We start from the raw sequence: 21690 nt of genomic DNA on the forward strand, positions 1-21690 counted from the left end.
CGATACGCCCGATAACGTCAAGCAGGCGGCGATCAAGGCGATCCAGGACGGCGACACGAAGTACACCGACGTGGCCGGCACGATGGCGCTGCGCAAGGCGATCTCCGCCAAGTTCAAGCGCGACTCGGGCATCGACTACACGCCGGAGGAGATCATCGTCAGCACCGGCGGCAAGCAGATCATCTACAATGCGATGGTTGCCACGCTGAACATGGGCGACGAGGTCATCATCCCGAGCCCGTGCTGGGTGAGCTATCCGGACATCGTGGCGCTGGCAGATGGCACGCCCGTCATCGTGCCGTGCGGGCAGAATAACGGGTTCAAGCTGCGGCCGGAGGATTTGGAGGCGGCGATCACGCCGAAGACCAAGTGGTTCATGCTGAACAGCCCGTGCAACCCGACCGGCGCGGCCTATTCCGCGGCCGAGTTGCGGGCGCTGTGCGACGTGCTGCTGCGCCACCCGGATGTCTGGATCTTCACCGACGACATCTACGAGAAGCTGACCTATGGCGACTTCAGCTTTGCCACCATCGTGCAGGTGGAGCCGAAGTTGAAGGACCGTTGCGTCACGATGAACGGCCACTCCAAGGCCTACGCGATGACCGGGTGGCGGATTGGCTATGCCGGTGGCCCGGTGAAGCTGATCAAGGCGATGGACAAGCTGCAGTCGCAGTCCACGTCCAATACCTCCAGCATCAGCCAGGCCGCAGCGGTCGAGGCGTTGAACGGGCCGCAGGACGCCATCCCGAAAATGGTCGAGGTGTATGAGGGGCGGCGGGACCTGGTGGTGGAGATGCTGAACCAGGCGCCGGGCATCACCTGCCACAAGCCGGAGGGTGCGTTCTACGTGTTCCCCTCGATCCACGGGTGCATCGGCAAGACCACGCCGAAGGGCGTCAAGATCGTCGATGACGAGAGCTTCGTCGTGGCGCTGCTGGACGAGCAGGGCGTCGCGGCGGTGCACGGCACGGCGTTCATGTATCCCGGGCATTTCCGCGTCAGCTATGCGACGAGCACGGAATTGCTGCAGGAGGCATGCACCCGCATCCAGAACTTCTGCAAAGCCCTGAGCTAACTGCCGACCCGGCCCCCTTCCGTTTAGGGAGGGGGCCCTATCTGCCTTACGGAGTTCCCCTGTATGCCCGCGCTTGCCACCCGTCTCGACCGTGTGCCCGTTGCTGCGACCATGGCGATGACGGCGAAGGCCCGCGCGATGCGTGCCGCCGGCACCCCCGTGATCTCGCTGACCATCGGGGAGCCGGATTTCGCCAGCCCGCGTCACGCGATCGAGGCGGCGTATCAGGCCGGGCTGAATGGGGAGACGAAGTATACGCCGCAGGATGGCGTGCCGAAGCTGAAGCAGGCGATCCAGCGCAAGTTCAAGCGCGACAATGATCTGGAGTTCGCGCTGGACGAGATCAGCGTGTCGGCGGGCGGCAAGCAGACCATCTTCAACGCGCTGATGGCGACGGTGGATGACGGCGACGAGGTGGTGATCCCGGCGCCGTATTGGGGCGCCTATCCGCTGATGACCAAGCTGGTCGGCGGCGAGCCGGTGGCGGTGAACTGCCCGGAGAATAACGGATTCAAGCTGCGGCCGGAGGATCTGGACGCCGCCATCACGCCGCGCACCAAGTGGCTGATCCTGAACTTCCCGAACAACCCGACCGGCGCCGCCTGCTCGGCCGAGGAGATGCGGGCGCTGGGTGAGGTGATGCTGAAGCACCCGCATGTTTGGATCATGTGCGACGACATGTACGAGCACATCGTGTTCGACGGTTTCCAGCATGCGACCATGGCGGCGGTGATGCCGTCGTTGCGGGACCGCACGTTGACCATCAGCGGCGTGTCCAAGACCTATGCGATGACCGGCTGGCGGGTTGGGTTTGCCGCCGGGCCGAAGGGGCTGATCAAGGGCATGGTGTCGATGCAGGGCCACGCCACGGCCGGCGTGTCCGGCATCACCCAGGCCGCCGCCGCCGCTGCGCTGGATGGGCCGCAGGATAGCGTGCCGGTGATGGCGGACGCTTATCGCCGCCGGCGCGACCTGGTGGTGGAGGCGCTGAACCAGGCGCCGGGCATTCGCTGCCATCGGCCGGAGGGGGCGTTCTACGTGTTCCCGAACGTCGCCGGGTGCCTGGGCAAGACCACGGCGGCGGGAACCAGGCTGACCACCGATTCCGATTTTGCGCTGGCGCTGCTGGAGGAGAAGCATGTTGCGCTGGTGCATGGCGGGGCGTTCGGCATGAGCCCGTACGTCCGCATCAGCTACGCCACCGACGACGCCTCTTTGACCGAGGCCTGCAGTCGGATCCAGGCGTTCTGCGCCGCCCTGACGTGAACGGGGAGGCATCCGGCCTCCAGATCCGGGCTGGCCGCGATGACGACGCGGATGGGTATATCGCGCTGATCGGCGATTGCTGGCGGGAATACCCCGGCGTGGTGGTCGAGGTCGAGGCCGAGGTGCCGGAGATCCGCACGCTCGCCACGTTCATGGCCGACCATGGTGGCGCGCTGTGGACGGCGGAGCGGAGCGGTCGCGTGGTGGGCATGACGGCCAGCTATCCCGGCGACGATGGGTGGGTGCTGTCCCGCGTCTACCTGGATGCGACGCAACGTGGCACTGGCGTTGGGCAAAGCCTCCTGCGGCTGGCGGAAGACCACGCCCGCGCCGCTGGCGCCGCAAGGATGAGCCTATGGTCGGACGTGCTGTTCACCCGCGCCCATAGTTTCTACGAGAAGCACGGCTACGTCCGCCGCGGCGGTCTGCGGGCGCTGAACGATTTGTCGAACACGATCGAGGCCGGGTTTACCAAGCCGCTGGCCGGGCTGGTGGTCGAGGAATTGGACATGGCCGCGGCCGAAAGCGCCGAGCGTGCCCTGTCCACGATCCTGCGGGATTGCGTGCAGGAGGGTGCCTCCATCGGCTTTCTGCTGCCGCTGGCGCGCGAACCCGCGATGGCGTTCTGGCGCCGGGTGACGAAGGCCGTGGGGCAGGGCGAGACGCGGCTGTTCGCCGCCTGGTGGGATGGTGAGTTGGCCGGCACGGTGCAACTCGGCCTGGACATGCCGCAGAACCAGCCGCATCGGGGCGACATCAAGAAGCTGCTGGTGTCACCCGCCATCCGTCGCCGGGGCATCGCCCGCGTGCTGATGCGGGCGGCGGAGGCGGCGGCAGTGCAGGCGGGGCGTCGCCTGCTGGTGCTGGACACGTTGGCCGAGGCGCCGTCCGCCACGCTGTATCGCAATCTCGGCTGGAGCCCGGCGGGTGTGATTCCCGGCTACGCACTGGACGAAACCGGCCAGGCGCATGGCACGGAGATCTTCTACAAGGCGCTGTAGCCTTTGCCGGTGGCGGGTGGCTGGCGGCCAGTGAAAGGAATGCGCGGATGCGGATGAAGGGCAAGACGGTCATCGTGACGGGAGCATCGTCCGGCATCGGGTGGGCGACCGCGTCACTCCTGTTGGCGGAAGGTGCGTCGGTGTTGGCCGTGGACATGCAGCCCGGCGCGCCAGAAGGGTGCCAATTGCTGATCGCCGACGTCACCGATGAAGCCGCGGCCGAGAAAGCCGTCGACTCGCTGGGCCATGTGGACGCGCTGGTGACAGCCGCCGGCATATCCCGCGGCAGGCCGCTGGGCGACACCACGGTGGAGGATTGGAACGCCGTGATGGCGACCAACGTCACCGGGACGTTCATCTGGATTCGGGCCTGCCTGAAGCCGATGCTGACGGCGGGAAAGGGCAGCATCGTGACCATCGCCAGCCAACTGGCCCGCGCGGGCGGCCGTAACAATGCGGCCTACGTCACATCGAAGGGTGCGGTGGTGGCGATGACCAAGACGGTGGCGCTGGATTATGCCACCCGGGGAATCCGCTGCAACGCCGTGCTGCCCGGCGCCATCGAAACGCCGATGCTCGCGCGATCCATGGCCCGTGCGGTGGACCCGGACGCCGCCCGCCGCGCCTCGATCGGGCGCCATCCGATGGGTCGGTTCGGCCGGCCGGAGGAGGTGGCGCGGTCCATCCTGCACCTGGCCAGCGACGACAGCGAATTCGTCACGGGGATCGAGTTGCCGGTCGATGGCGGGTGGTTGGCGGGTTAGACCTGCCCCGGAGTGGGCACCCTGCATTGGCCAACCAGGATTGGCGTGCGATGATCGGCGCATGGCACGCCATTCTTTCTTCTGCATCGATGCCCATACCTGCGGCAACCCGGTCCGCGTCGTGGCCGGCGGGGGGCCATTGCTGCCCAACGTGCCGATGGCAGAAAAACGCCAGATCTTCCTGGAACACCACGACTGGGTCCGTCGCGCCCTGATGTTCGAGCCGCGCGGGCACGATGTGATGTCGGGCTCGATCCTGTATCCGTCGTCGCGCGAGGATTGCGATGTTGGCGTGCTGTATATCGAGGTGAGCGGCTGCCTGCCCATGTGCGGCCACGGCACCATCGGCACCGTCACCGTGGCGATCGAGGAAGGGCTGGTGAGCCCGCGCACGCCGGGTCGCCTGGCGATCGAGGCGCCGGCCGGCCGGGTGGAGGTGGAGTATGTGCAGGAGGGCGCCTTCGTGGAGCAGGTGCGGCTGCACAACGTGCCGGCCTATCTGCACGCTGCGGATGTGCCGATCAACGTGCCGGGCCTGGGCGACCTGGTGATCGACGTTGCCTATGGCGGCAATTTCTACGCCATCATCGAGCCGCAGCCCGGCTGGCCCGGCCTGGACGAGGCCAGCGCTTCCGACCTGATCCGCTGGAGCCCGGCGGTGCGCAAGGCGGCGCAGGACGCTGTGGCACCGATCCATCCGGAGGATTCGCGGATACGCGACGTGAGCCACGTGCAATGGTGTGGCGCCGCGCGTAACACCCGCGCCCATGCCCGCAATGCCGTGTTCTATGGGGACGCGGCGATCGACCGGTCGCCCTGCGGCACCGGCTCGTCGGCGCGCATGGCGCAGTTGGTGGCGAAGGGGCGGCTGGATGTGGGGGCCGAGTTCATCCACGAGAGCATCATCGGCAGCATGTTCGACTGCCGGGTGGAGGGCGCGGCCCATGTCGGCAACCGGAACGCGATCCTGCCGAGCGTAGCGGGATGGGCGCGGATCACCGGTCACAACACGATTTTCGTGGATGACCGGGACCCGTTCGCCCACGGATTCCAGGTCAGCTAGCGGCCGCGCCTTGACCTACCCGGCCCCCCAAGCCACTTAACCATTCGTCTGCCCAGCCCTGCCGAGGGGTTCCCAAGGGGTCTGAATGTCCACTCGCGTCCTGATCGATCATCGAACCGGCGGTGTTGTCCGGCATCCGGAAAAGGCAAATCGCCCCAGTACGCCGGCATTGCGCAAACCGGACTGGATTCGGGTGCGTGCGCCGAACCACCCGACTTATCACGAGACCCGCAACCTGATGCGGGAGAACAAGCTGGTGACCGTGTGTGAGGAAGCGGCTTGCCCGAATATCGGCGAGTGCTGGTCGCAGCGGCACGCGACCATGATGATCATGGGCGACACCTGCACCCGCGCCTGCGCGTTCTGCAACGTGGCGACGGGCGTGCCCCAGGCGCTGGATGCGACCGAGCCGAACCGGGTTGCGGATGCGGTGGCCAAGCTCGGTCTGCGCCACGTCGTCATCACCTCCGTCGACCGGGATGACCTGACGGATGGTGGTGCGGCCCATATCGCGGCCGTGATTCGTGCCATACGCGAGGCGGCGCCCGACACGACGGTCGAGGTGCTGACCCCCGACTTCCTGCGCAAGCCCGGCGCGGCGGAGATCGTGGTCGCGGCACGGCCGGACGTGTTCAACCACAATTTGGAAACCGTGCCCCGGCTGTATCCGACGATCCGGCCCGGCGCCCGATACTTCCAGTCGCTGCGGTTGCTGGATCACGTGAAGACGCTGGACCCGACGATCTTCACCAAATCCGGCCTGATGGTCGGCCTGGGTGAGGCGAAGGGCGAGATCATGCAGGTCATGGACGACATGCGCATGGCGGATGTCGACTTCCTGACGCTGGGCCAATACCTGCAGCCCACGCCGAAGCACGCCGCGGTCGATCGCTTCGTCACGCCGGACGAGTTCGGCGATTACGCCAGTATTGCGCGGGCCAAGGGGTTCCTGATGGTGTCGGCCACGCCGCTGACGCGATCGTCCTACCATGCCGACAGCGACTTCGCGGCGTTGCGGGCGGCGCGCGGGGGCCCGCGCTAGGTGCCGACCCACGCCGAGCACAAGCTGGTTCCCTACACTGCAGACCAGATGTTCGACCTGGTGGCTGATGTCGGAAAATATCAGGATTTTCTGCCATGGTGCGCCGCCTCCCGCGTGCGAACGCGCAGCGAAACGGAATTAACGGCCGATTTGACGATAGGGTTCGGCCCGTTTCGTGAGAGCTTTACCAGCGTGGTGGCGCTGACGCGACCGCGCAGCGTCAACGTGAAGTATGAGAATGGGCCGTTCCGTTACCTCAACAACCAATGGACGTTCACGCCGGCGCCGAATGGCTGCCGGGTCGACTTCTTCGTGGATTTCGAGTTTCGCAGCCGCATGTTGCAGGCCGCGATCGGCGTGGTGTTCAACCAGGCGGTGGAGGCGATGGTGAAGGCGTTCTTAAAGCGTGCCCGCGGCGTGTACGGCCGCCCGACCGCCACCATGTCGGTGACGCCGGTGGCGGTGAAGGGATGAGCTTCGCGCCGCCACCCTTTCGCTCCCCGGTGCCGGTCCGGGTGAACCTGTATTCCGATACCCAGACCCGCCCGACCCAGGCGATGAAGGCCGCCATGATGGAGGCGGAGGTCGGCGACGAGCAGCATGGCGACGACCCCACCATCAACGCGCTGTGCGACCGCATGGCGGCGCTGCTGGGGAAGGAGGCGGCGATGTTCCTGCCCTCCGGCACGATGTGTAACCAAATCGCGATCCTGGGCCATTGCCGGCCCGGCGACGAGATCCTGGCGCACGAAACCGCCCATATCCTGACCAGCGAGGGCGGCGCCCCCGGTGCGCTGGCCGGCGCGATGATCCTAGGGTTGCCCGGCGCCAAGGGGCAGTTTGCGGCTGACACCGTCCGATCCGCCATCCGTGAGAAATCCCGCTACTCCCCGCCTCAGGTGATGCTGGAGGTCGAACAGACCGCGAATTTCGGCGGTGGCACGGTGTGGCCGCTGGCGGCGCTGAATGCGGTGGCCGCGGTTGCGCATGAGCATGGATTGACCACCCACATGGATGGCGCCCGGCTGATGAACGCGGTGGTTGCGGCCGGCGTGCCTGCTGCCGAAATGGTGGCTGGCTACGACACGGTTTGGCTGGACTTCACCAAAGGCCTGGGCGCGCCGCTGGGTGCGGTATTGGCTGGCTCGGCCGACTTCATCGGCGCGGCATGGCGGTGGAAACAACGGCTCGGTGGGTCGATGCGGCAGGGCGGGATTTGCGCCGCGGCCTGCCTGTATGCGCTCGACCACAATATCGACCGCCTGGCCGAGGATCATGCCAACGCCAAGCTCTTGGCGCGTGGATTGGCGCAGGTGCAGGGATTGTCGGTGGAGCAGCCGGAGACCAATCTGGTGTTCATCGACACCACTGCCTCCGGCATCGATGCGACGGAACTGGCGCGCCGGGTTGCACAGCACGGCGTGCTGATCTCGGTCATGGGGCCGCATCGCGCCCGCGCCTGCACGCATCTAGACGTCACCGCCGCGCAGGTGGCGGAGGCCGAAGCCGTTCTGCGCGCTGCCATCGTTTGAAGCCGACACGAACCACCCACAAAACAGGGAATTCGCCATGCGTCTTTTTGCTGCTGCCGCCGCCGCGGTTCTGCTCGTAGGCGCCACCGCCCAGGCGCAAAGCCCGATGACCGGGACGACCGCGCCTATTGCGTCGCCTGCCGCGCCGGTCGTCACGCCCCCGGCCGCGGCGTCGAAGGTTGCGCCGGCCACGCCCACCCGCCGGGGCCGTAGCCTGCAGGATCGGTTCGACGAGGCCAACGTCACGCATGACGGGCACCTGACGATGGAGCAAGCGCGCGCCAAGATGCCGTCGGTTGCCCGCGACTTCGCCCAGATCGACACGGCCAAGGCTGGTTACGTGACGGTGGACCAGATCCGCGAGCACAGCCGCGCCATGCGTGCCCAGCGCCGCGCCGCCAAGAAGGCCGCCACGGCGACGACCCCCGCGAAGGCACAATGAGCTACGCGGCCGGCCCGAGCGCGATGTTCGTGGAGGCCGGAACCGCCGAGTCCGTTGCGTTCCGGCTGATGGAGAAGGTCCTGGAGACCAATCCGGGGCTGACTGGCAAGGAGGAGCTGTTGAAGCTCTATGCCGAATGCGTCGCCACAGTGCGTGGCCCGGTGGCGGAAGACCTGTTGCAGGCGTTGAGCCTGGAGGGATAAGGCCAGATGGGTTGGCCGGTTAATGCGTGATTGAGGCGTATTAACCAGCCGTATGGCATTTGTTATACAGAGATCCCATCCCGAGGTAGTCGCATGCGTCTGTCACATTTCGGGCTATTCGCGCTGCTGCTGCTGCCGGGTTGCGCGACATCCCTGGATGGCTTCACGCAAACCGTGACGATCCGCACCGCTCCGGTGGGGGCGTCCTGTACCGTCACGCACAAGGGCGCCGAGATCGCACGGATCGCTTCCACGCCCGGCACGATCCGCTTGCATCCCGATTTCCATGATCTGACGGTGGCGTGCCAGAAGCCGGGTTGGGAGCCGACTGTTCAGGTGCTTGCGGCGAGCTTTACGGGCGTTGCCGATGCCGATCTCGTCATCTTTCCGCAGGCGATGCTGGTGGATGTGGGCAATGGCTCGGCCTGGCGCTACGACGAGGATCGCATGATCCTGATGACTCCGCCGACGCGATAGGTTGGCTGGGGGCGCCGCGATTCATTGCCGCTTACATCGTGTTAACTGCTTTACCCGCATAATCCAGCTGTCACTGGCAGCAGGTCATGCGATGCGTTTGTTTCCCCTCGGCATTCTTTCACTCCTATTGCTGTCGGGGTGTGCGGCAATTCTGGAAGGCACCGTGCAGACCATCACGGTGCGGACGGCCCCGATCGGTGCATCCTGCACGGCGACACGGCGTGGCGATGTCATTGCACAGATCGCGTCGACCCCGGCGCAGATCCAGTTTCATCGCGACGGGGGCGATATTACGGTCACGTGCCAGAAGCCGGGCTGGGATCCGACGGTGAGTGTGTTCGAGGCCAATTTCAACGGCGTCACCTTCGGCAACCTCATCATCGGTGGTGAGGTCGGGCTGATCGTCGATGCGGCCAGCGGCGCCAATTGGGCGTATGACCAGGATCGCACGATCCTGATGAACCCGCCGACCCGGACCGTCGCTGCCGTGCAGTCCGGCTTTGTGGCACCCCAGCGGCCGATGGCCTACTAGATGGGCATTCCGCGGTCCTGCAGGATCGGGGGAACGCTCCCTCTGTAGGATTGCCGACGATGCTCGACCGCCTGCTGTCACCAACGGCTGGAACCGCGATTCTCTGGCCGCTGATGGCGCATGTGGCGTTGGTCATGGCGCTGTATGTCGCGTTGACAGTGATGCGGCAGGCCGCGGTGAAGTCGGGCATGGCGAGCTTTGCCACCTACGAGTTTGGCAGGGACGAGCCGCCGGCGATTGCGCGCGTCACCCGCAACCTGGCCAATCAGTTCGAACTGCCGGTTTTGTTCTATGTCGCGGTGATCTTGCTGATGCAGCTTCACGCAGTGCTGTGGCTGGACGTGGCGTTCGGCTGGATGTTCGTCGCCGGCCGCGTCATCCATTCCGGCGTGCAGACGATGACGTCCGACGTTTCGTTGCGCGGCAAGGTGTTCATGATCAACTTCGTCGGCACGGCTGGGCTGCTGGCCCATGTGCTGTGGGTGATGGTGGCGGGGTAGGGCCGGTTCGCAGTTGATCCAGTCGCACGGGTCTGCGCCGCGGCGTATGCTGACAGGCGAGCGCGAGGAGACAAGATCATGCAACAGCCCGTCGATATTCTAGCTGCGTTGGACGGTGTGACCGAGCATTGGTCGCCGAAGGTGGTTGGCCGAGTGAACGACCAATACATCAAGGTGGCGAAGTTGCTGGGACAGCTTGTGTGGCATCGGCACGATGACGAGGACGAGTTGTTCCAGGTGGTGCGGGGACGGCTACGCATCCAGTTCGAGGGCGGCGAACAGACTGTGCTGGAAGCGGGGCAGTTCTGCGTCGTGCCGCGCGGTGTGCTGCACAATCCGGTTGCGGACGAGGAATGCTGGATCGTGCTGATCGAGACGGTGACGACGAAGCATACTGGCGACGTGCAGACGCCACGCACCCGGTCGATCGCCGACCAAGTGGGCGTGCCGGTTTAGCGTCCTGGTCTGCCGGTCAAAGCGCGGTCGATCACCCGGATGGAATGCACCGCTTCCCGGCCGCCCAAATCCGCGATCTGGTGGCGGCAACTGATGCCGTCGGCGACGATGATGTCCCCGCTTGCCGCGGCGCGCACGGCCGGTAGCAACCCGGCTTCTGCCATGGCGCGGGAGGCGTCCTGGGTTTCGGCGCCGTAGCCGAAGGCGCCCGCCATGCCGCAGCAGGACGAGGCGATCGGCTGCACCTGCAACTCCGGCACGCGCCTCAGCGTCGCCAGCGCATCTGGGAAGGCGCCAAATGCTTTTTGGTGGCAATGGCCGTGCACGTGAACCTTGCCGGGTATTGCACGCAGCGCAAGGTCGGGCGCGTGGCGTTGCAGGAACTCACCGATCAGCATCGACCGGTCTGCCAGGAATCGCGACGCATCGCCGGGTAGCAAGGAGCCGAGCTCGTCGCGGAGCGTCAGGAGACAGGATGGCTCCAACCCCACGACCGGGCGATCCCCTGCCAGGGCGGCGAGGGTGCGGGCGGCCTCTGCGCGTGCCTGTGCCACCATGCCGGCGGACAGATAGGTGCGGCCGCAGCATAGGGGCCGGCCGCCGGCCGTGGCGACGCTGGGGCGGAACCCGGCGGCGCGTAGCACGCGAACCGCGGCGCGGAGGTTCTCCGGCTCGAAATAGCGGTTGAACGTGTCGGCCAGCAGCAGCACGTCGCCGTTCTGGTCCGCCTCGTCATCGCGGAACCAGTCGCGACGCCAGGTGGGGAGGGGACGGCTGGCGGCGAGGCCGGCCACGCGTTCGCCCAAGCGGGCCAGCATCGGGATGCGATTGCGCAGGTTGGCCAGCGGCGCCAGCAGGGCGGCGAGGCGGGCGTAGCGCGGCAACTCCGCCACCAACCGGTCGCGTAGGCCGACGCCGTGGCGGGCGGCGCGGGCGGCAAGCGCCTCGATCTTCATTTTCGCCATGTCGACGCCGGTCGGGCATTCGCGGCGGCAGGCCTTGCACGACACGCAGAGTTTCATGGCGGCGGCGACGTCCTCCCCGGCCATGGCGTCTGGGCCTAGTTGCCCGGTGAGCGCCAGGCGCAGGGTGTTGGCGCGGCCGCGGGTGAGGTCCACCTCGTCGCGCGTGATGCGGTAGGACGGGCACATGACCCCGGCATCGAATTTCCGGCAGGTGCCGTTGTTGTTGCACATCTCCACGGCGGCGAGCAGGCCGGCGCGGGAGCCGCCGGTTTGCGATTGCGGTTGCTCGGACCAGTCCAGGACGGGGGTGAACGCTGGGTCGGGCGCGTAGCCTGGCGGGTAGCGGAACAGGGTGCGGTCGTCCATGCGTGGTGGGCGGACGACGCGGCCGGGGTTGAGCAGGGACGCCGGGTCGAAGGCGTCCTTCACGGCCTCGAACGCGCGGACGATGCGGGGGCCGAACATGCTCTCGTGGAATTCGGAGCGGACGATGCCGTCGCCGTGCTCGCCGCTGTGGCTGCCCTTGTATTCGCGAACGAGGGCGAAGCATTCCTCCGCCACGGCGCGCATGGTGCGGACGTCGGCGCCGTCTTTCATATTGAGGACGGGGCGGACGTGCAGGCAGCCGACGCTGGCATGGGCGTACCAGGTGCCCTTGGTGCCGTGCTTGGTAAAGACGTCGTTCAGGCGTTCGGTGTAGTCGGCGAGGTCGGGCAGGTCGACGGCGCAGTCCTCGATGAACGAGACGGGTTTGCCGTCGCCCTTCATGGACATCATGATGTTGAGGCCGGCCTCGCGCACTTCGGCGATATCGGCCTGGAACGCCGGGTCGGTGGCGCGGACGACGGCGCCGGGATGACCGAGATCGGCCATCGCCTCGTCCAGTTCGGCCATCTTGGCGAGCAGGGGGCCATCTTCGTAGCCGTGGAATTCGACCAGCAGCAGGCTGTCGGGCTCGCCGAGGAGCATGCGGTCGATGGTTTTGCGGTAGATCGGGATGCCGCGGCCGAGGTCGATCATGGTGCGGTCGACGAGTTCGACGCCCTCGGGGTCCAGCGCCACGAGATGACGGCTTGCCTCCATCGCGGCGCGGAAGGTGGGGAATTGGCAGATGCCGACCATCTTGCGCGGGAGGAGGGGGGAGAGGGCGAGTTCGATCGCGGCGGAGAAGGCAAGCGTGCCCTCGCTGCCGACCAGCAGGCGGGCGAGGTTTTCGCGGCCTTCCTGGCGGGCGCGGGGCGTCAGGACCTCGATGTTGTAGCCGCCGACGCGGCGGAGCTGGTGGGGGAAGCGGGCGGCGATTTCGTCGGCTTCGGCGGCGCCTAAGGCACGGAGGCGTTGGATGAGGGCGGCGATGGGGGGCGGGATGTCGCCGAGGTTGTCCGCCACCGGGCCGAAGCGGTGCTGCGTGCCGTCGGCGAGGATGGCGTCGATGGCGCGCACGTTGTCGGCCATCAGGCCGTAGCGGATGGATTTGGCGCCGCAGGAGTTATTCGCGGCCATGCCGCCGATGGTGCAGCGCAGATGCGTGGAGGGATCGACGGGGAAGAACAGGCCGTGCTGTTTCAGCGCGGCGTTGAGGTGGGCGAGGACGATGCCGGGTTGGACGGTGGCGGTGCGGGCCGCCGGGTCGATGCTGAGGATGGTCCTAAGGTGCTTCGTGCAATCAAGAACGATGGCGCGATTGACGGTTTGGCCGCATTGGCTGGTGCCGCCACCGCGGGGGAGCACGGGAACGTTGCCGTCGCGGGCCAGAGCCAGCACAGCCTGCACGTCGGCGATGGTCTTCGGCACCACCACCGCCAAGGGTTGCACCTGGTAGATGGAGGCGTCGGTGGCGTAGCGGGCGCGGTCCCCGGCGCCTAGCAGGACGGTGCCCTCGACCTCCTTTTGCAAGCGGGCGGCGAGGGGGGCGTCAAGCAAGATTGGGCGCCATTCCCGCACTGCGCCGGAACAATTCCGTCATGAGTCTTCCCCGTTCATCGTTGCCCGGCGTCGTCGCTGCGGCGGCGTCGTGGCGTTAGGCTGCCTTGGCGGCTTGCCCCACCGTCCGGCGCCCGGCGAGCACGTCCATCGCCGCGGCGACACCAGCCTGGCGGTGTGGCACGCCGGCCGCGTGCAGCCCCATCTCCACCCCGGCGATCGTGCCCATCAGCATCAGGTCGTTGAAGTCGCCGAGATGGCCGATGCGGAACACCTTGCCCTTCACCTTGCCCAGCCCGGTGCCCAGCGACATGTCGTATTTGTCCAGCACGACCTGGCGCAGTGTGTCGGCGTCATGTCCGTCCGGCATCATCACGGCCGTCAGCACCGGGGAGTAGTCGCGCGGGTCGAGGCAGAGGTTTTCCAGCCCCCAGGCCTGCAACGCGGCGCGGGTGGCGGCGGCGTGGCGAATGTGGCGGGCGAACACGTTGTCCAGGCCTTCTTCCTCCAGCATCGCCAACGCTTCGCGCAGACCGTACAGCAGGTTGGTGGACGGCGTGTACGGGAAGAACCCGGTGGCGTTCGGCGCCAGCATTTCCTGCCAGTCCCAGTAGGAACGCGGCATGCCGCTGGTCTTGCCGGCCTCCAGCGCCTTCTGGCTGATCGCGTTGAAGCCAAGGCCCGGCGGTAGCATCAGCCCCTTCTGCGAGCAGGCGATGGTGACGTCCACGCCCCACGCCTCGTGCTTGTAATCGACCGAGCCGAGGGAGGAGATGGTGTCGACCATCAGCAGCGCCGGGTGGCCGGCGCGGTCCAGCGCCTCGCGCACCGGGGGGATGCGGCTGGTGACGCCGGTGGACGTTTCGTTATGCACGACCATCACCGCCTTGATCGCGTGGGTGGTGTCGGCGCGAAGCTTTTCCTCGATCACGGCGGCGTCGACGCCGTGGCGCCAATCGCCTGGGATGAGGTCGACGTCCAGCTTCAGCCGCTTCGCCATGGCGTGCCAGAGGCTGGCGAATTGGCCGGTTTCGACCATCACCACGCGGTCTCCGGCGGAGAGCGTGTTGACGATCGCCGCCTCCCACGCGCCGGTGCCGGAGCCGGGGAAGATCACGACCGGGCCGCTGGTCTGGAACACGCGCTGGCAACCCTCCAGCACGATGCGGCCGAGCTTGCCGAAATCGGGACCGCGATGGTCCATGGTGGGCATGTCGATGGCGCGCAACACGCGATCGGGCACGTTGCTGGGGCCGGGGATCTGCAGGAAGTGCCGGCCGCTTTTATGTGCCATGGAGTGCCTCCCGTAAAATGAATGCAATCCGTGCTTGCCACGATTTGACCTGCCGTGCAAAGACGAAATCTGCATGCAAACCCATCCCGCCCTGCAAGATGCCGCGACCATCCTGCCGTTTCCCGGCGCCCGCACGCTGCATGCCGATCTGCTTTCCGGCCTGCGCGACCTGGTCAACCAGGGGGACCTCGCCCCTGGCGCGCGCGTGCCGGAACGTGCGTTGTGCGAGCGGTTCGGCGTGTCCCGCACGCCGCTGCGCGAAGTGCTGAAGGTGCTGGCGGCGGAGGGGTTGGTGGAATTGCTGCCCAATCGGGGCGCCCGCATCGCCACGTTGGGCGACGATCATCTGTTCCATTTGTTCGAGGTGATCGGGCTATTGGAGGCGGAGGGCGGCCGGCTCGCCTGTGCGCGCATCACGCCGGATGCGGTGGCGGAGATACAGGGGCTGCACTACCGCATGTATGCGCATTTCCTGCGGCACGAACTGCCCGAGTATTTCGCGCTGAACCAGCAGATCCACGCCGCCATCCTGACCGCCGCCGCGAACCCGGTGTTGTCGTCCAGTTTCGCCAGCCTGGCCGGCCGCATCACGCGGGCGCGCTACATGTCCAACCGCATGCACCCGGCCCGCTGGCAGCAGGCGATGGACGAGCATGAGGCGATGCTGGCGTTGCTGCTGCAGCGGGATGGGGAGGGCCTGGCCGCCCTGTTGCGCCAGCATCTGGCCAATAAGCGCGACATCATCATCGAGGCGATGGCTACACCCGGTTGACGTGGTGTCTTCCCGCGCGCCGGGTCGCGGGCTAAGCGCAGGTATGACCCCCCTCGCGTCGCGCCGCCGCCGAACGGCGACCATCTGGCACCAGGCCATCCTGCTGGTGCTGCTGCTGGCGACGGGCGCGCAGGCGCAGGGGATCGTGCGGCTGGTGGCGTCTGCCGGTGCGGGCAGCATCGACCCGCAGATCAACTACACCGGGCAGTATTGGCAGCTCTTTACCGTGGTCTTTGACGGGCTGGTCGGGTTTCGCCGCGTGCCCGGGGCCGCGGGATTGGACCTGGTGCCGGACCTGGCCGATGCCGTGCCGCATCCTACGGATGACGGGTTGCTGTACACCTTCCACATTCGTCCAGGCCTGCGGTTTTCCGACGGCGCGCCGGTGCGGGCCAGCGACGCTGCGGCTTCGTTCCGGCGCATTTTTCGCATTGTGGGGCCGACGGCAGGTAGCTTCTACGGCGGCATCGTCGGTGCGGCGGACTGCCTGCGGGTGCCTGCGTCGTGCATCCTGCCGGGGGTGATGGCGGATGACGCGACGGGTGTGCTCACCATCCGGCTGACGCGGCGCGACCCGGATTTCCTGCTGAAGCTTGCGTTGCCCCATGCCAGCATCCTGCCGGCCAATTCGCCTCCTCATGATTCTGGCACGCAGATGTTAATCGGCACCGGACCGTACCGGTTTGCCCGCTACGATCCGGCCACGGGGTTGCGACTGGAGCGTAATCCGCTGTTCCACGCCTGGAACCCGGACGCCCAGCCGCCCGGCATTCCCGACGCGATCGAATACCATTTCGGCCTGGAGGATGAGGCCGAGGTGACCCAGGTGGAGAACGGGCAGGCGGATTGGATGTTCGAAACGCCGCCACTGGACCGGCTGGGAGAGTTAGGGCAGGACTACGCCAGCCAGGTCCATACCAACCCGGCGATGGCGATCTGGTTCCTGCCGATGAACACGCACGAGCCACCGTTCGATGACATTCGGGTGCGTCGGGCAGTGAACATGGCGCTGGATCGCGGCGCCGCGGTAAAACTGTTTGGCGGGCCGCGCCTGGCGGAGCCTTCCTGTCAGATTTTGCCGCCGGGTATTCCGGGTTACGCGCCGTATTGCCCGTTTACCCATGACTTGGCGGCGGCGCAGCTTCTGGTGCGGGAAAGCGGCAAGGCGGGATCGACGGTGACGCTGGTGATCGACACCTCCGCCGTGCAGCGTGCCATTGGCACCTACCTGCTGGATGTGCTGCGCCAGCTTGGGTTCGATGCGCGGCTGCGGGTGCTGTCGGGCAATTTGCAATTCAGCTACATCCAGAATACCGCCAATCACGTGCAGATCAGCCTCACGCCGTGGTATTCGGATTACCCGGGTGCCACGGACTTCCTGCCGCTGCTGTTCGGGTGCGCCTCCTACCACCCTGGCTCCGACGGGTCGGTGAATTTCAGCGGCATCTGCGACCCGGCGTTGGATGCGCGCATGCAGGCGGTGGCGGATGGTGGGGACGCGGCGGGTTGGGCCGCGATCGATCGGGAGGTGACGGACCGGGCGGCGTTTGCCGTGCTGTTCAACCCGCGCTACGTCGATTTCGTATCGCGCCGGGTCGAAGGATTTGCCTATCACGAGCAATATCACTGGCTGCTTTCCTCGGCCCGGGTTCACTGATGCGGGTTGCGACCGCCGGGCTGTTGCTGGTTGTGCTGGCTTGTCTGCTGGCGCCACTGTACGCGTCCCGCGTGGCGGGGGTGGATCCGTTCCGGTCCAACGTGCAAGGCACCACCCTGCGCGCCGGGTATCCGCAGGCGGTGCTGGCGCAGAACACTGCCGGGCTGGGGCTGGGGGCAACGCCGATCGGGCCGGGCTGGAGCCGGGCCTATTTGCTGGGCGCGGATGGGCAGGGCCGCGATGTGGCGGCGCGGCTGCTGTATGGCGGCCGGCTGTCGTTGTTCATCGCAGCGGGCGCAACGAGCGTGACGCTGTTGCTCGCGTGCCTGGTCGGCGTGGCGGCGGGCGCGCTGGGCGGCGTGGTGGATGCGGTGCTTCGCTGGCTGCTGGATATGCTGTGGGCGTTTCCGGTGTTCTTGCTGGCGATCTCACTCTCTGCCGTGCTGGCGGCCAGCGATGCGGGCAATCCGCTGCTGACCATCGCGATCCTCGGCGCGGTCTACATCCCCTATGTCGCCAGGCCGGTGCGGGCGCAGGTGCTGACGCTGCTGGAGGCGGAGTTCGTGCAGGCTGCGGTGTCACTCGGCGGGGGACCCTTACACATTCTGCGTCGTCACATCCTGCCGCATGTAGGCCGCACCTTATTGCTGTTCGCGCCGACGGTGATGGCGTTTGCGTTGCTGACGGAGGCATCACTGTCCGTCCTTGGCGTTGGCGTGCAGCCGCCCGATGCAAGCTGGGGCACGCTGATCGCGGACGGGCAGGGGCTGATCTACAGCCGCCCCGTGGTGGCGGTGGCGCCTGGGCTAGCGGTCGTGGTGACGGTGCTGTTGTTGAATCGTCTGGCCGATGGATTGCGCCGGTGATCGGGCGTTTGCTGCAGCCGCTGGCGGTGCTGGCCGGCATCAGCGTCCTGGTGTTCCTGATCTTCTTCGCCGCCCCTGGCGCCGACCCGGCCGCTCGCCTGGCCGGCCGTGGCGCCAGCCCGGACACGTTGGCGGCGGTGCGCGCCGAATATGGGCTCGATCGGCCGCTGCCGGTGCAATACGCGCGGATGATGGGCCGGATGTTCGTCACGCGGAACCTGACCAGCACCGTCAATACCGGGCAGGAGGTGGTGCCGGCCGTGCTGGCGGCAGCACCCGTGACATTGTTGCTGGCAAGCGGGGCCGCGGTGCTGTGGCTGGCTGCCGGGCTCGCGATCTCGCTCGTGGCGACGGCGTTCCGGGTCGGTGGGCGGCTTGCCATCGGCGCCGGGTTGGTGGGCATGTCGATCCCCGCCTTTTGGATGGGCGAGGTGGTGAACCTGCTGACGCAACGCAGCTTCCACGGCACGTGGTGGCTGGCATGGGTGCCGCCGTTGGGCATGGGCGTGTCGTTTGCCGGTATGGTGCTGCCGTGGACGACGCTGGCGCTGCTGTATGCCGGGGTCTATGGCCGCGTGCTGCATGCGGGGTTGGCGGAAGCGCTGGCATCCGACCCGATCCGGACCGCGCGGGCGAAGGGATTGGGCGATACCACCGTTCTACTGCGCCATGCGCTGCGCTGTCGGTTTTGCCGGTGGTGGCGCTGTTCGGGCTGGATTTCGGCGCGTTGGTCGGTGGGGGCACCGTGCTGACGGAGGTGGTGTTCGGCCTTCACGGCGTCGGCAGGCTGACCTATGACGCGTTGCAGACGCTGGATTTGCCGATGCTGATGGCGGTGGTGATGTATGCCGCCGTGTTCGTGGTGGCGATCAACGCCGCCGCGGATTTGGCCGGGTGGTGGCTGGATCCGCGGCGGCGTTTTGCGGCGTAACCGATCAGACGCGTTCGAACAGCGCCGCGATGCCTTGGCCGACGCCGATGCACATGGTGGCGACTGCGCGCCGCTGGTCGCGCTGCTCCAGTGCGCTTACTGCCGTCATTGCCAGGCGGGCGCCGGACATGCCCAACGGATGGCCGAGTGCGATGGCGCCGCCGTGGGGGTTCACGTGTTCCGAGTCATCGGCCAGGCCGAGTTGGCGCATCACCGCCAGGCCTTGCGCGGCGAATGCCTCGTTCAGTTCGATCAGGTCGATGTCGGACAGGCTCAGCCCGGCCTTGGCCAGCAGTTTGCGGGTCGCGGGCTCCGGCCCCATGCCCATGATGCGCGGGGGTACGCCGGCGGTTGCCATGGAGACGATGCGGGCGCGGGGTGTTAGGCCGTATTTCGCGGCTGCCGCTTCGGTGGCGATGATCAGCGCCCCGGCGCCGTCATTCACGCCGGAGGCATTGCCGGCGGTGACCGAGCCGCCTTCCTTGCGGAACGGCGCCTTCAGCTTGGCGAGCGTCTCGAGCGTGGTTTCGCGCGGGTGTTCGTCCTTCGTCACGACCGTGTCGCCCTTGCGGCCCTTGATGGTCACCTGGGTCAGTTCGCGATCGAAGAACCCGCTGGCCTGGGCGGCGGCGGCGCGCTGCTGGCTGCGCAGGGCGAAGGCATCCTGGTCAGCCCGGCTGATTTGGTAGTCCTGCGCGACGTTTTCCGCGGTCTCCGGCATGGAATCGACGCCGTATTGCGCCTTCAGTAGCGGGTTGACGAAGCGCCAGCCGATCGTGGTGTCATACACCTCGGTCTGGCGGCTGAACGCCTCGGTCGCCTTGCCCTGGACGAAGGGGGCGCGGGTCATGCTTTCCACGCCGCCGGCAATCACCAACTCGGCATCGCCGGCGCGGATGGCGCGCGCAGCGGTGCCAACTGCATCCAGGCCGGAGCCGCAGAGGCGGTTGATCGTGGCGGCAGGCACCGTGGTGGGGAGCCCCGCCAGGAGAAGCGCCATGCGGCCGACGTTGCGATTGTCCTCGCCGGCCTGGTTGGCGCAGCCGTAGTATAGGTCGTCCACGGCTTCCCAATCGACGCCTGGATTGCGCTCCTTCAGGACGCGCAGCGGGATGGCGCCGAGGTCGTCGGTGCGGACGTCCTTCAGCGCGCCGGCGTAACGGCCGATGGGGGTGCGGACGAAATCACAGATGAATGCCTCTGGCATCGCAGTCTCCTTCCACTCTCAGACCGGTTGACACGGTCCCTGTTTCGTCCGGAGTCTTGACCCAACCGAGGGAGACTTCAAGCCATGTCGGACGAGGGGGAGCTTCGCGCCGAACGCAGCGCGGCTGCCATGTGGACGGGCGATGCGGCCAGCCAAGGGTTGGGCATGGTGTTGGAGGATGTTGGACCCGGCGTTGCCCGCATGGCGATGACGGTGGAGCCCCGGATGCTGAATGGCCACGGGATGTGTCACGGCGGGTTCATCTTTGCCCTGGCGGATAGCACCTTCGCCTTCGCCTGCAACAGCCGGGACCAGCGGGCGGTGGCGCAAACCTGCACCATCACATTTCTCACCCCGGCCCAACTTGGCGACCGGCTGACCGCAACGGCGCGGGAGGTGGCGGTGGCCGGGCGGTCCAGCCTGTATGACGTGCGGGTGGAGAACCCGGCGGGCGTGGTGGCAGAGTTCCGGGGCCAGTCCCGCAGCATCGGCGGGGCGGTGATCGCATGATTGGTCTGGATCCGATCGAGGGTGCGTCCCGCGACGAGTTAGCGACGCTACAGACGACCCGGCTGGCCGCTACGTTGCGCCAGGTCTACGCCGCCGTGCCGCATTACCGCCGGGCGTTCGATACCGCCGGGGTGCATCCGGATGACTTCCGCACACTGGATGATTTGCGGCGGTTTCCGTTCACGGTGAAGGCGGATCTGCGGGAGAATTACCCGTTCGGCCTGTTTGCCGTCCCGCGGGAGCAGGTGGTTCGCATCCACGGCTCGTCCGGCACGACGGGGAAGCCGATCGTGGTGGGCTACACGGCGGAGGATCTGGCGATGTGGGCGGGGGTCGTTGCCCGCTCGCTATACGCCGCGGGGGCGCGGCCCGGCATGATGCTGCACAATGCCTACGGTTACGGCCTGTTCACCGGGGGGCTGGGCATCCACGCCGGGGCGGAGCGGTTGGGCTGCACGGTGGTGCCGCTGGGCGGCGGGATGACCGAGCGGCAAGTGCAGTTGATCACCGATTTTCGGCCGGAGATCATCACCGTCACCCCGAGCTACATGCTGGCGCTGCTGGACGAGTTTGCTCGCCAAGGGCTAGACCCGCGCGCGAGTTCGCTGAAGATCGGGCTGTTCGGGGCGGAGCCTTGGACGAATGCGATGCGCCAGGAGATCGAGGCGGCGTTCGACCTGGATGCGGTGGATATCTATGGGTTGTCGGAGGTGATCGGCCCGGGCGTCGCGCAGGAATGTGTGGAGACCAAGGACGGGCTGCATATCTGGGAAGACCATTTTTATCCGGAGGTGATCGACCCCGTGACGGGTGAGGTGCTGCCGGATGGGGCGGTGGGGGAGCTGGTGTTCACCTCGCTGACCAAGCAGGCGATGCCGATCATCCGCTATCGCACCCGGGATTTGACGCGGCTGCTGCCGGGCACGGCGCGGCCGGCATTCCGGCGGATGGAGAAGGTCACGGGGCGGTCCGACGACATGATCATTCTGCGCGGCGTGAACGTGTTTCCAACGCAGATCGAGGAAGTGCTGCTAGCGGCGGAGTGGTGCGCCGGGCACTTCCAGATCGAGTTGCTGCGGGAGGGGCGCATGGACTCGATGGTGGTGCATGCGGAGGCGCGGGCGGCATTCTGGGATGGCGCCGGGTTGGTGCAGGCGGCGGGGCTGGTGGCCCAGCAGATCAAGGGGGTAGTGGGGATTAGGGCACTGGTGG

22 protein-coding genes and 1 pseudogene are annotated in these 21690 nt (G+C 67.0%); 20 read left to right on the forward strand and 3 right to left on the reverse strand.

Annotated elements, in window-relative coordinates; all coding sequences use genetic code 11:
* The 14 genes from GSQ76_RS16170 to GSQ76_RS16235 form a co-directional block, all read left to right on the forward strand.
* A partial coding sequence (locus GSQ76_RS16170; protein WP_158745085.1) for a pyridoxal phosphate-dependent aminotransferase occupies nucleotides 1-1075 on the forward strand: 1075 nt, incomplete at its 5' end.
* Between the two features lie 63 nt (nucleotides 1076-1138).
* Nucleotides 1139-2341: a pyridoxal phosphate-dependent aminotransferase gene (locus GSQ76_RS16175; RefSeq protein WP_158745087.1), complete on the forward strand. Its 1203-nt coding sequence runs from the start codon at nucleotides 1139-1141 to the stop codon at nucleotides 2339-2341.
* Nucleotides 2338-3342, forward strand: coding sequence for a GNAT family N-acetyltransferase (locus GSQ76_RS16180; protein ID WP_158745089.1), 1005 nt, complete (start codon nucleotides 2338-2340; stop codon nucleotides 3340-3342). The genes GSQ76_RS16175 and GSQ76_RS16180 overlap by 4 nt, the downstream gene beginning before the upstream one ends.
* A gap of 53 nt (nucleotides 3343-3395) precedes the next feature.
* A complete protein-coding gene (locus GSQ76_RS16185; protein ID WP_216851091.1) occupies nucleotides 3396-4106 on the forward strand; it encodes an SDR family NAD(P)-dependent oxidoreductase in 711 nt (236 codons plus the stop codon).
* Between the two features lie 61 nt (nucleotides 4107-4167).
* Entirely contained in the window at nucleotides 4168-5169 is a 1002-nt protein-coding gene (locus tag GSQ76_RS16190) for a 4-hydroxyproline epimerase (protein ID WP_158745092.1), read from the forward strand.
* A gap of 85 nt (nucleotides 5170-5254) precedes the next feature.
* Nucleotides 5255-6211 carry a lipoyl synthase gene (gene lipA / locus GSQ76_RS16195; protein WP_158745094.1) on the forward strand — a complete coding sequence of 319 codons (957 nt, stop codon included), beginning with the start codon at nucleotides 5255-5257 and terminating at the stop codon, nucleotides 6209-6211.
* Nucleotides 6212-6685: a type II toxin-antitoxin system RatA family toxin gene (locus GSQ76_RS16200; protein WP_158745095.1), complete on the forward strand. Its 474-nt coding sequence runs from the start codon at nucleotides 6212-6214 to the stop codon at nucleotides 6683-6685.
* Nucleotides 6682-7743, forward strand: coding sequence for a low specificity L-threonine aldolase (locus tag GSQ76_RS16205; protein ID WP_158745097.1), 1062 nt, complete (start codon nucleotides 6682-6684; stop codon nucleotides 7741-7743). Before GSQ76_RS16200 ends, GSQ76_RS16205 begins: the two co-directional genes overlap by 4 nt.
* A gap of 37 nt (nucleotides 7744-7780) precedes the next feature.
* Nucleotides 7781-8185 carry a calcium-binding protein gene (locus GSQ76_RS16210; RefSeq protein WP_158745099.1) on the forward strand — a complete coding sequence of 135 codons (405 nt, stop codon included), beginning with the start codon at nucleotides 7781-7783 and terminating at the stop codon, nucleotides 8183-8185.
* Nucleotides 8182-8388 carry a hypothetical protein gene (locus GSQ76_RS16215; RefSeq protein WP_158745100.1) on the forward strand — a complete coding sequence of 69 codons (207 nt, stop codon included), beginning with the start codon at nucleotides 8182-8184 and terminating at the stop codon, nucleotides 8386-8388. Before GSQ76_RS16210 ends, GSQ76_RS16215 begins: the two co-directional genes overlap by 4 nt.
* Nucleotides 8389-8481: 93 nt before the next feature.
* Nucleotides 8482-8865 carry a hypothetical protein gene (locus GSQ76_RS16220; protein ID WP_158745102.1) on the forward strand — a complete coding sequence of 128 codons (384 nt, stop codon included), beginning with the start codon at nucleotides 8482-8484 and terminating at the stop codon, nucleotides 8863-8865.
* 91 nt (nucleotides 8866-8956) lie between these two features.
* On the forward strand, nucleotides 8957-9397 hold the full coding sequence (locus tag GSQ76_RS16225; RefSeq protein WP_158745104.1) for a hypothetical protein: 441 nt from the start codon (nucleotides 8957-8959) through the stop codon (nucleotides 9395-9397).
* Between the two features lie 59 nt (nucleotides 9398-9456).
* Nucleotides 9457-9897, forward strand: coding sequence for an MAPEG family protein (locus GSQ76_RS16230; protein ID WP_158745106.1), 441 nt, complete (start codon nucleotides 9457-9459; stop codon nucleotides 9895-9897).
* A 78-nt stretch (nucleotides 9898-9975) separates the two neighbouring features.
* On the forward strand, nucleotides 9976-10353 hold the full coding sequence (locus GSQ76_RS16235) for a cupin domain-containing protein (RefSeq protein ID WP_158745108.1): 378 nt from the start codon (nucleotides 9976-9978) through the stop codon (nucleotides 10351-10353).
* On the opposite strand, the gene GSQ76_RS16240 is transcribed toward GSQ76_RS16235, so the two are convergent.
* The gene (locus GSQ76_RS16240; RefSeq protein WP_254070445.1) at nucleotides 10350-13241 is read right to left on the reverse strand and encodes an FAD-binding and (Fe-S)-binding domain-containing protein; all 2892 of its coding nucleotides are present in this window, start codon (nucleotides 13239-13241) and stop codon (nucleotides 10350-10352) included. The two genes, GSQ76_RS16235 and GSQ76_RS16240, sit on opposite strands and share 4 nt — an antisense overlap.
* A 97-nt stretch (nucleotides 13242-13338) precedes the next feature.
* Nucleotides 13339-14535, reverse strand: coding sequence for an alanine--glyoxylate aminotransferase family protein (locus GSQ76_RS16245; protein WP_158745110.1), 1197 nt, complete (start codon nucleotides 14533-14535; stop codon nucleotides 13339-13341).
* Nucleotides 14536-14608: 73 nt separating this feature from the next.
* On the opposite strand from GSQ76_RS16245, the gene GSQ76_RS16250 reads away from it, so the two are divergent.
* The 4 genes and pseudogenes from GSQ76_RS16250 to GSQ76_RS16265 all read left to right on the forward strand — a co-directional run bounded on the left by GSQ76_RS16250 (nucleotide 14609) and on the right by GSQ76_RS16265 (nucleotide 18761).
* The gene (locus GSQ76_RS16250; protein WP_158745112.1) at nucleotides 14609-15307 is read left to right on the forward strand and encodes a GntR family transcriptional regulator; all 699 of its coding nucleotides are present in this window, start codon (nucleotides 14609-14611) and stop codon (nucleotides 15305-15307) included.
* A 43-nt stretch (nucleotides 15308-15350) separates the two neighbouring features.
* Nucleotides 15351-16964, forward strand: a complete 1614-nt coding sequence (locus tag GSQ76_RS16255; protein ID WP_158745113.1) for an ABC transporter substrate-binding protein — start codon at nucleotides 15351-15353, stop codon at nucleotides 16962-16964.
* A complete protein-coding gene (locus tag GSQ76_RS16260) occupies nucleotides 16964-17830 on the forward strand; it encodes an ABC transporter permease (protein WP_158745115.1) in 867 nt (288 codons plus the stop codon). Before GSQ76_RS16255 ends, GSQ76_RS16260 begins: the two co-directional genes overlap by 1 nt.
* Nucleotides 17818-18761, forward strand: a pseudogene (locus GSQ76_RS16265) (ABC transporter permease). The gene GSQ76_RS16260 and the pseudogene GSQ76_RS16265 overlap by 13 nt, the downstream one beginning before the upstream one ends.
* 4 nt (nucleotides 18762-18765) lie before the next feature.
* Here GSQ76_RS16265 and pcaF read toward each other — a convergent pair.
* On the reverse strand, nucleotides 18766-19968 hold the full coding sequence (gene pcaF, locus GSQ76_RS16270; protein WP_158745117.1) for a 3-oxoadipyl-CoA thiolase: 1203 nt from the start codon (nucleotides 19966-19968) through the stop codon (nucleotides 18766-18768).
* Nucleotides 19969-20052: 84 nt separating this feature from the next.
* Between pcaF and paaI the strand changes: the two genes are divergently transcribed.
* Both paaI and paaK read left to right on the forward strand, forming a co-directional pair.
* Nucleotides 20053-20478, forward strand: coding sequence for a hydroxyphenylacetyl-CoA thioesterase PaaI (gene paaI, locus GSQ76_RS16275; RefSeq protein WP_158745119.1), 426 nt, complete (start codon nucleotides 20053-20055; stop codon nucleotides 20476-20478).
* Nucleotides 20475-21690: phenylacetate--CoA ligase PaaK (gene paaK, locus GSQ76_RS16280; RefSeq protein ID WP_158745121.1), on the forward strand; the 1216-nt coding region annotated here is incomplete at its 3' end. The genes paaI and paaK, both read left to right, overlap by 4 nt.

Origin of the sequence: Acidisphaera sp. L21, assembly GCF_009765685.1 — a bacterium.
Taxonomy (GTDB): domain Bacteria; phylum Pseudomonadota; class Alphaproteobacteria; order Acetobacterales; family Acetobacteraceae; genus LMUY01.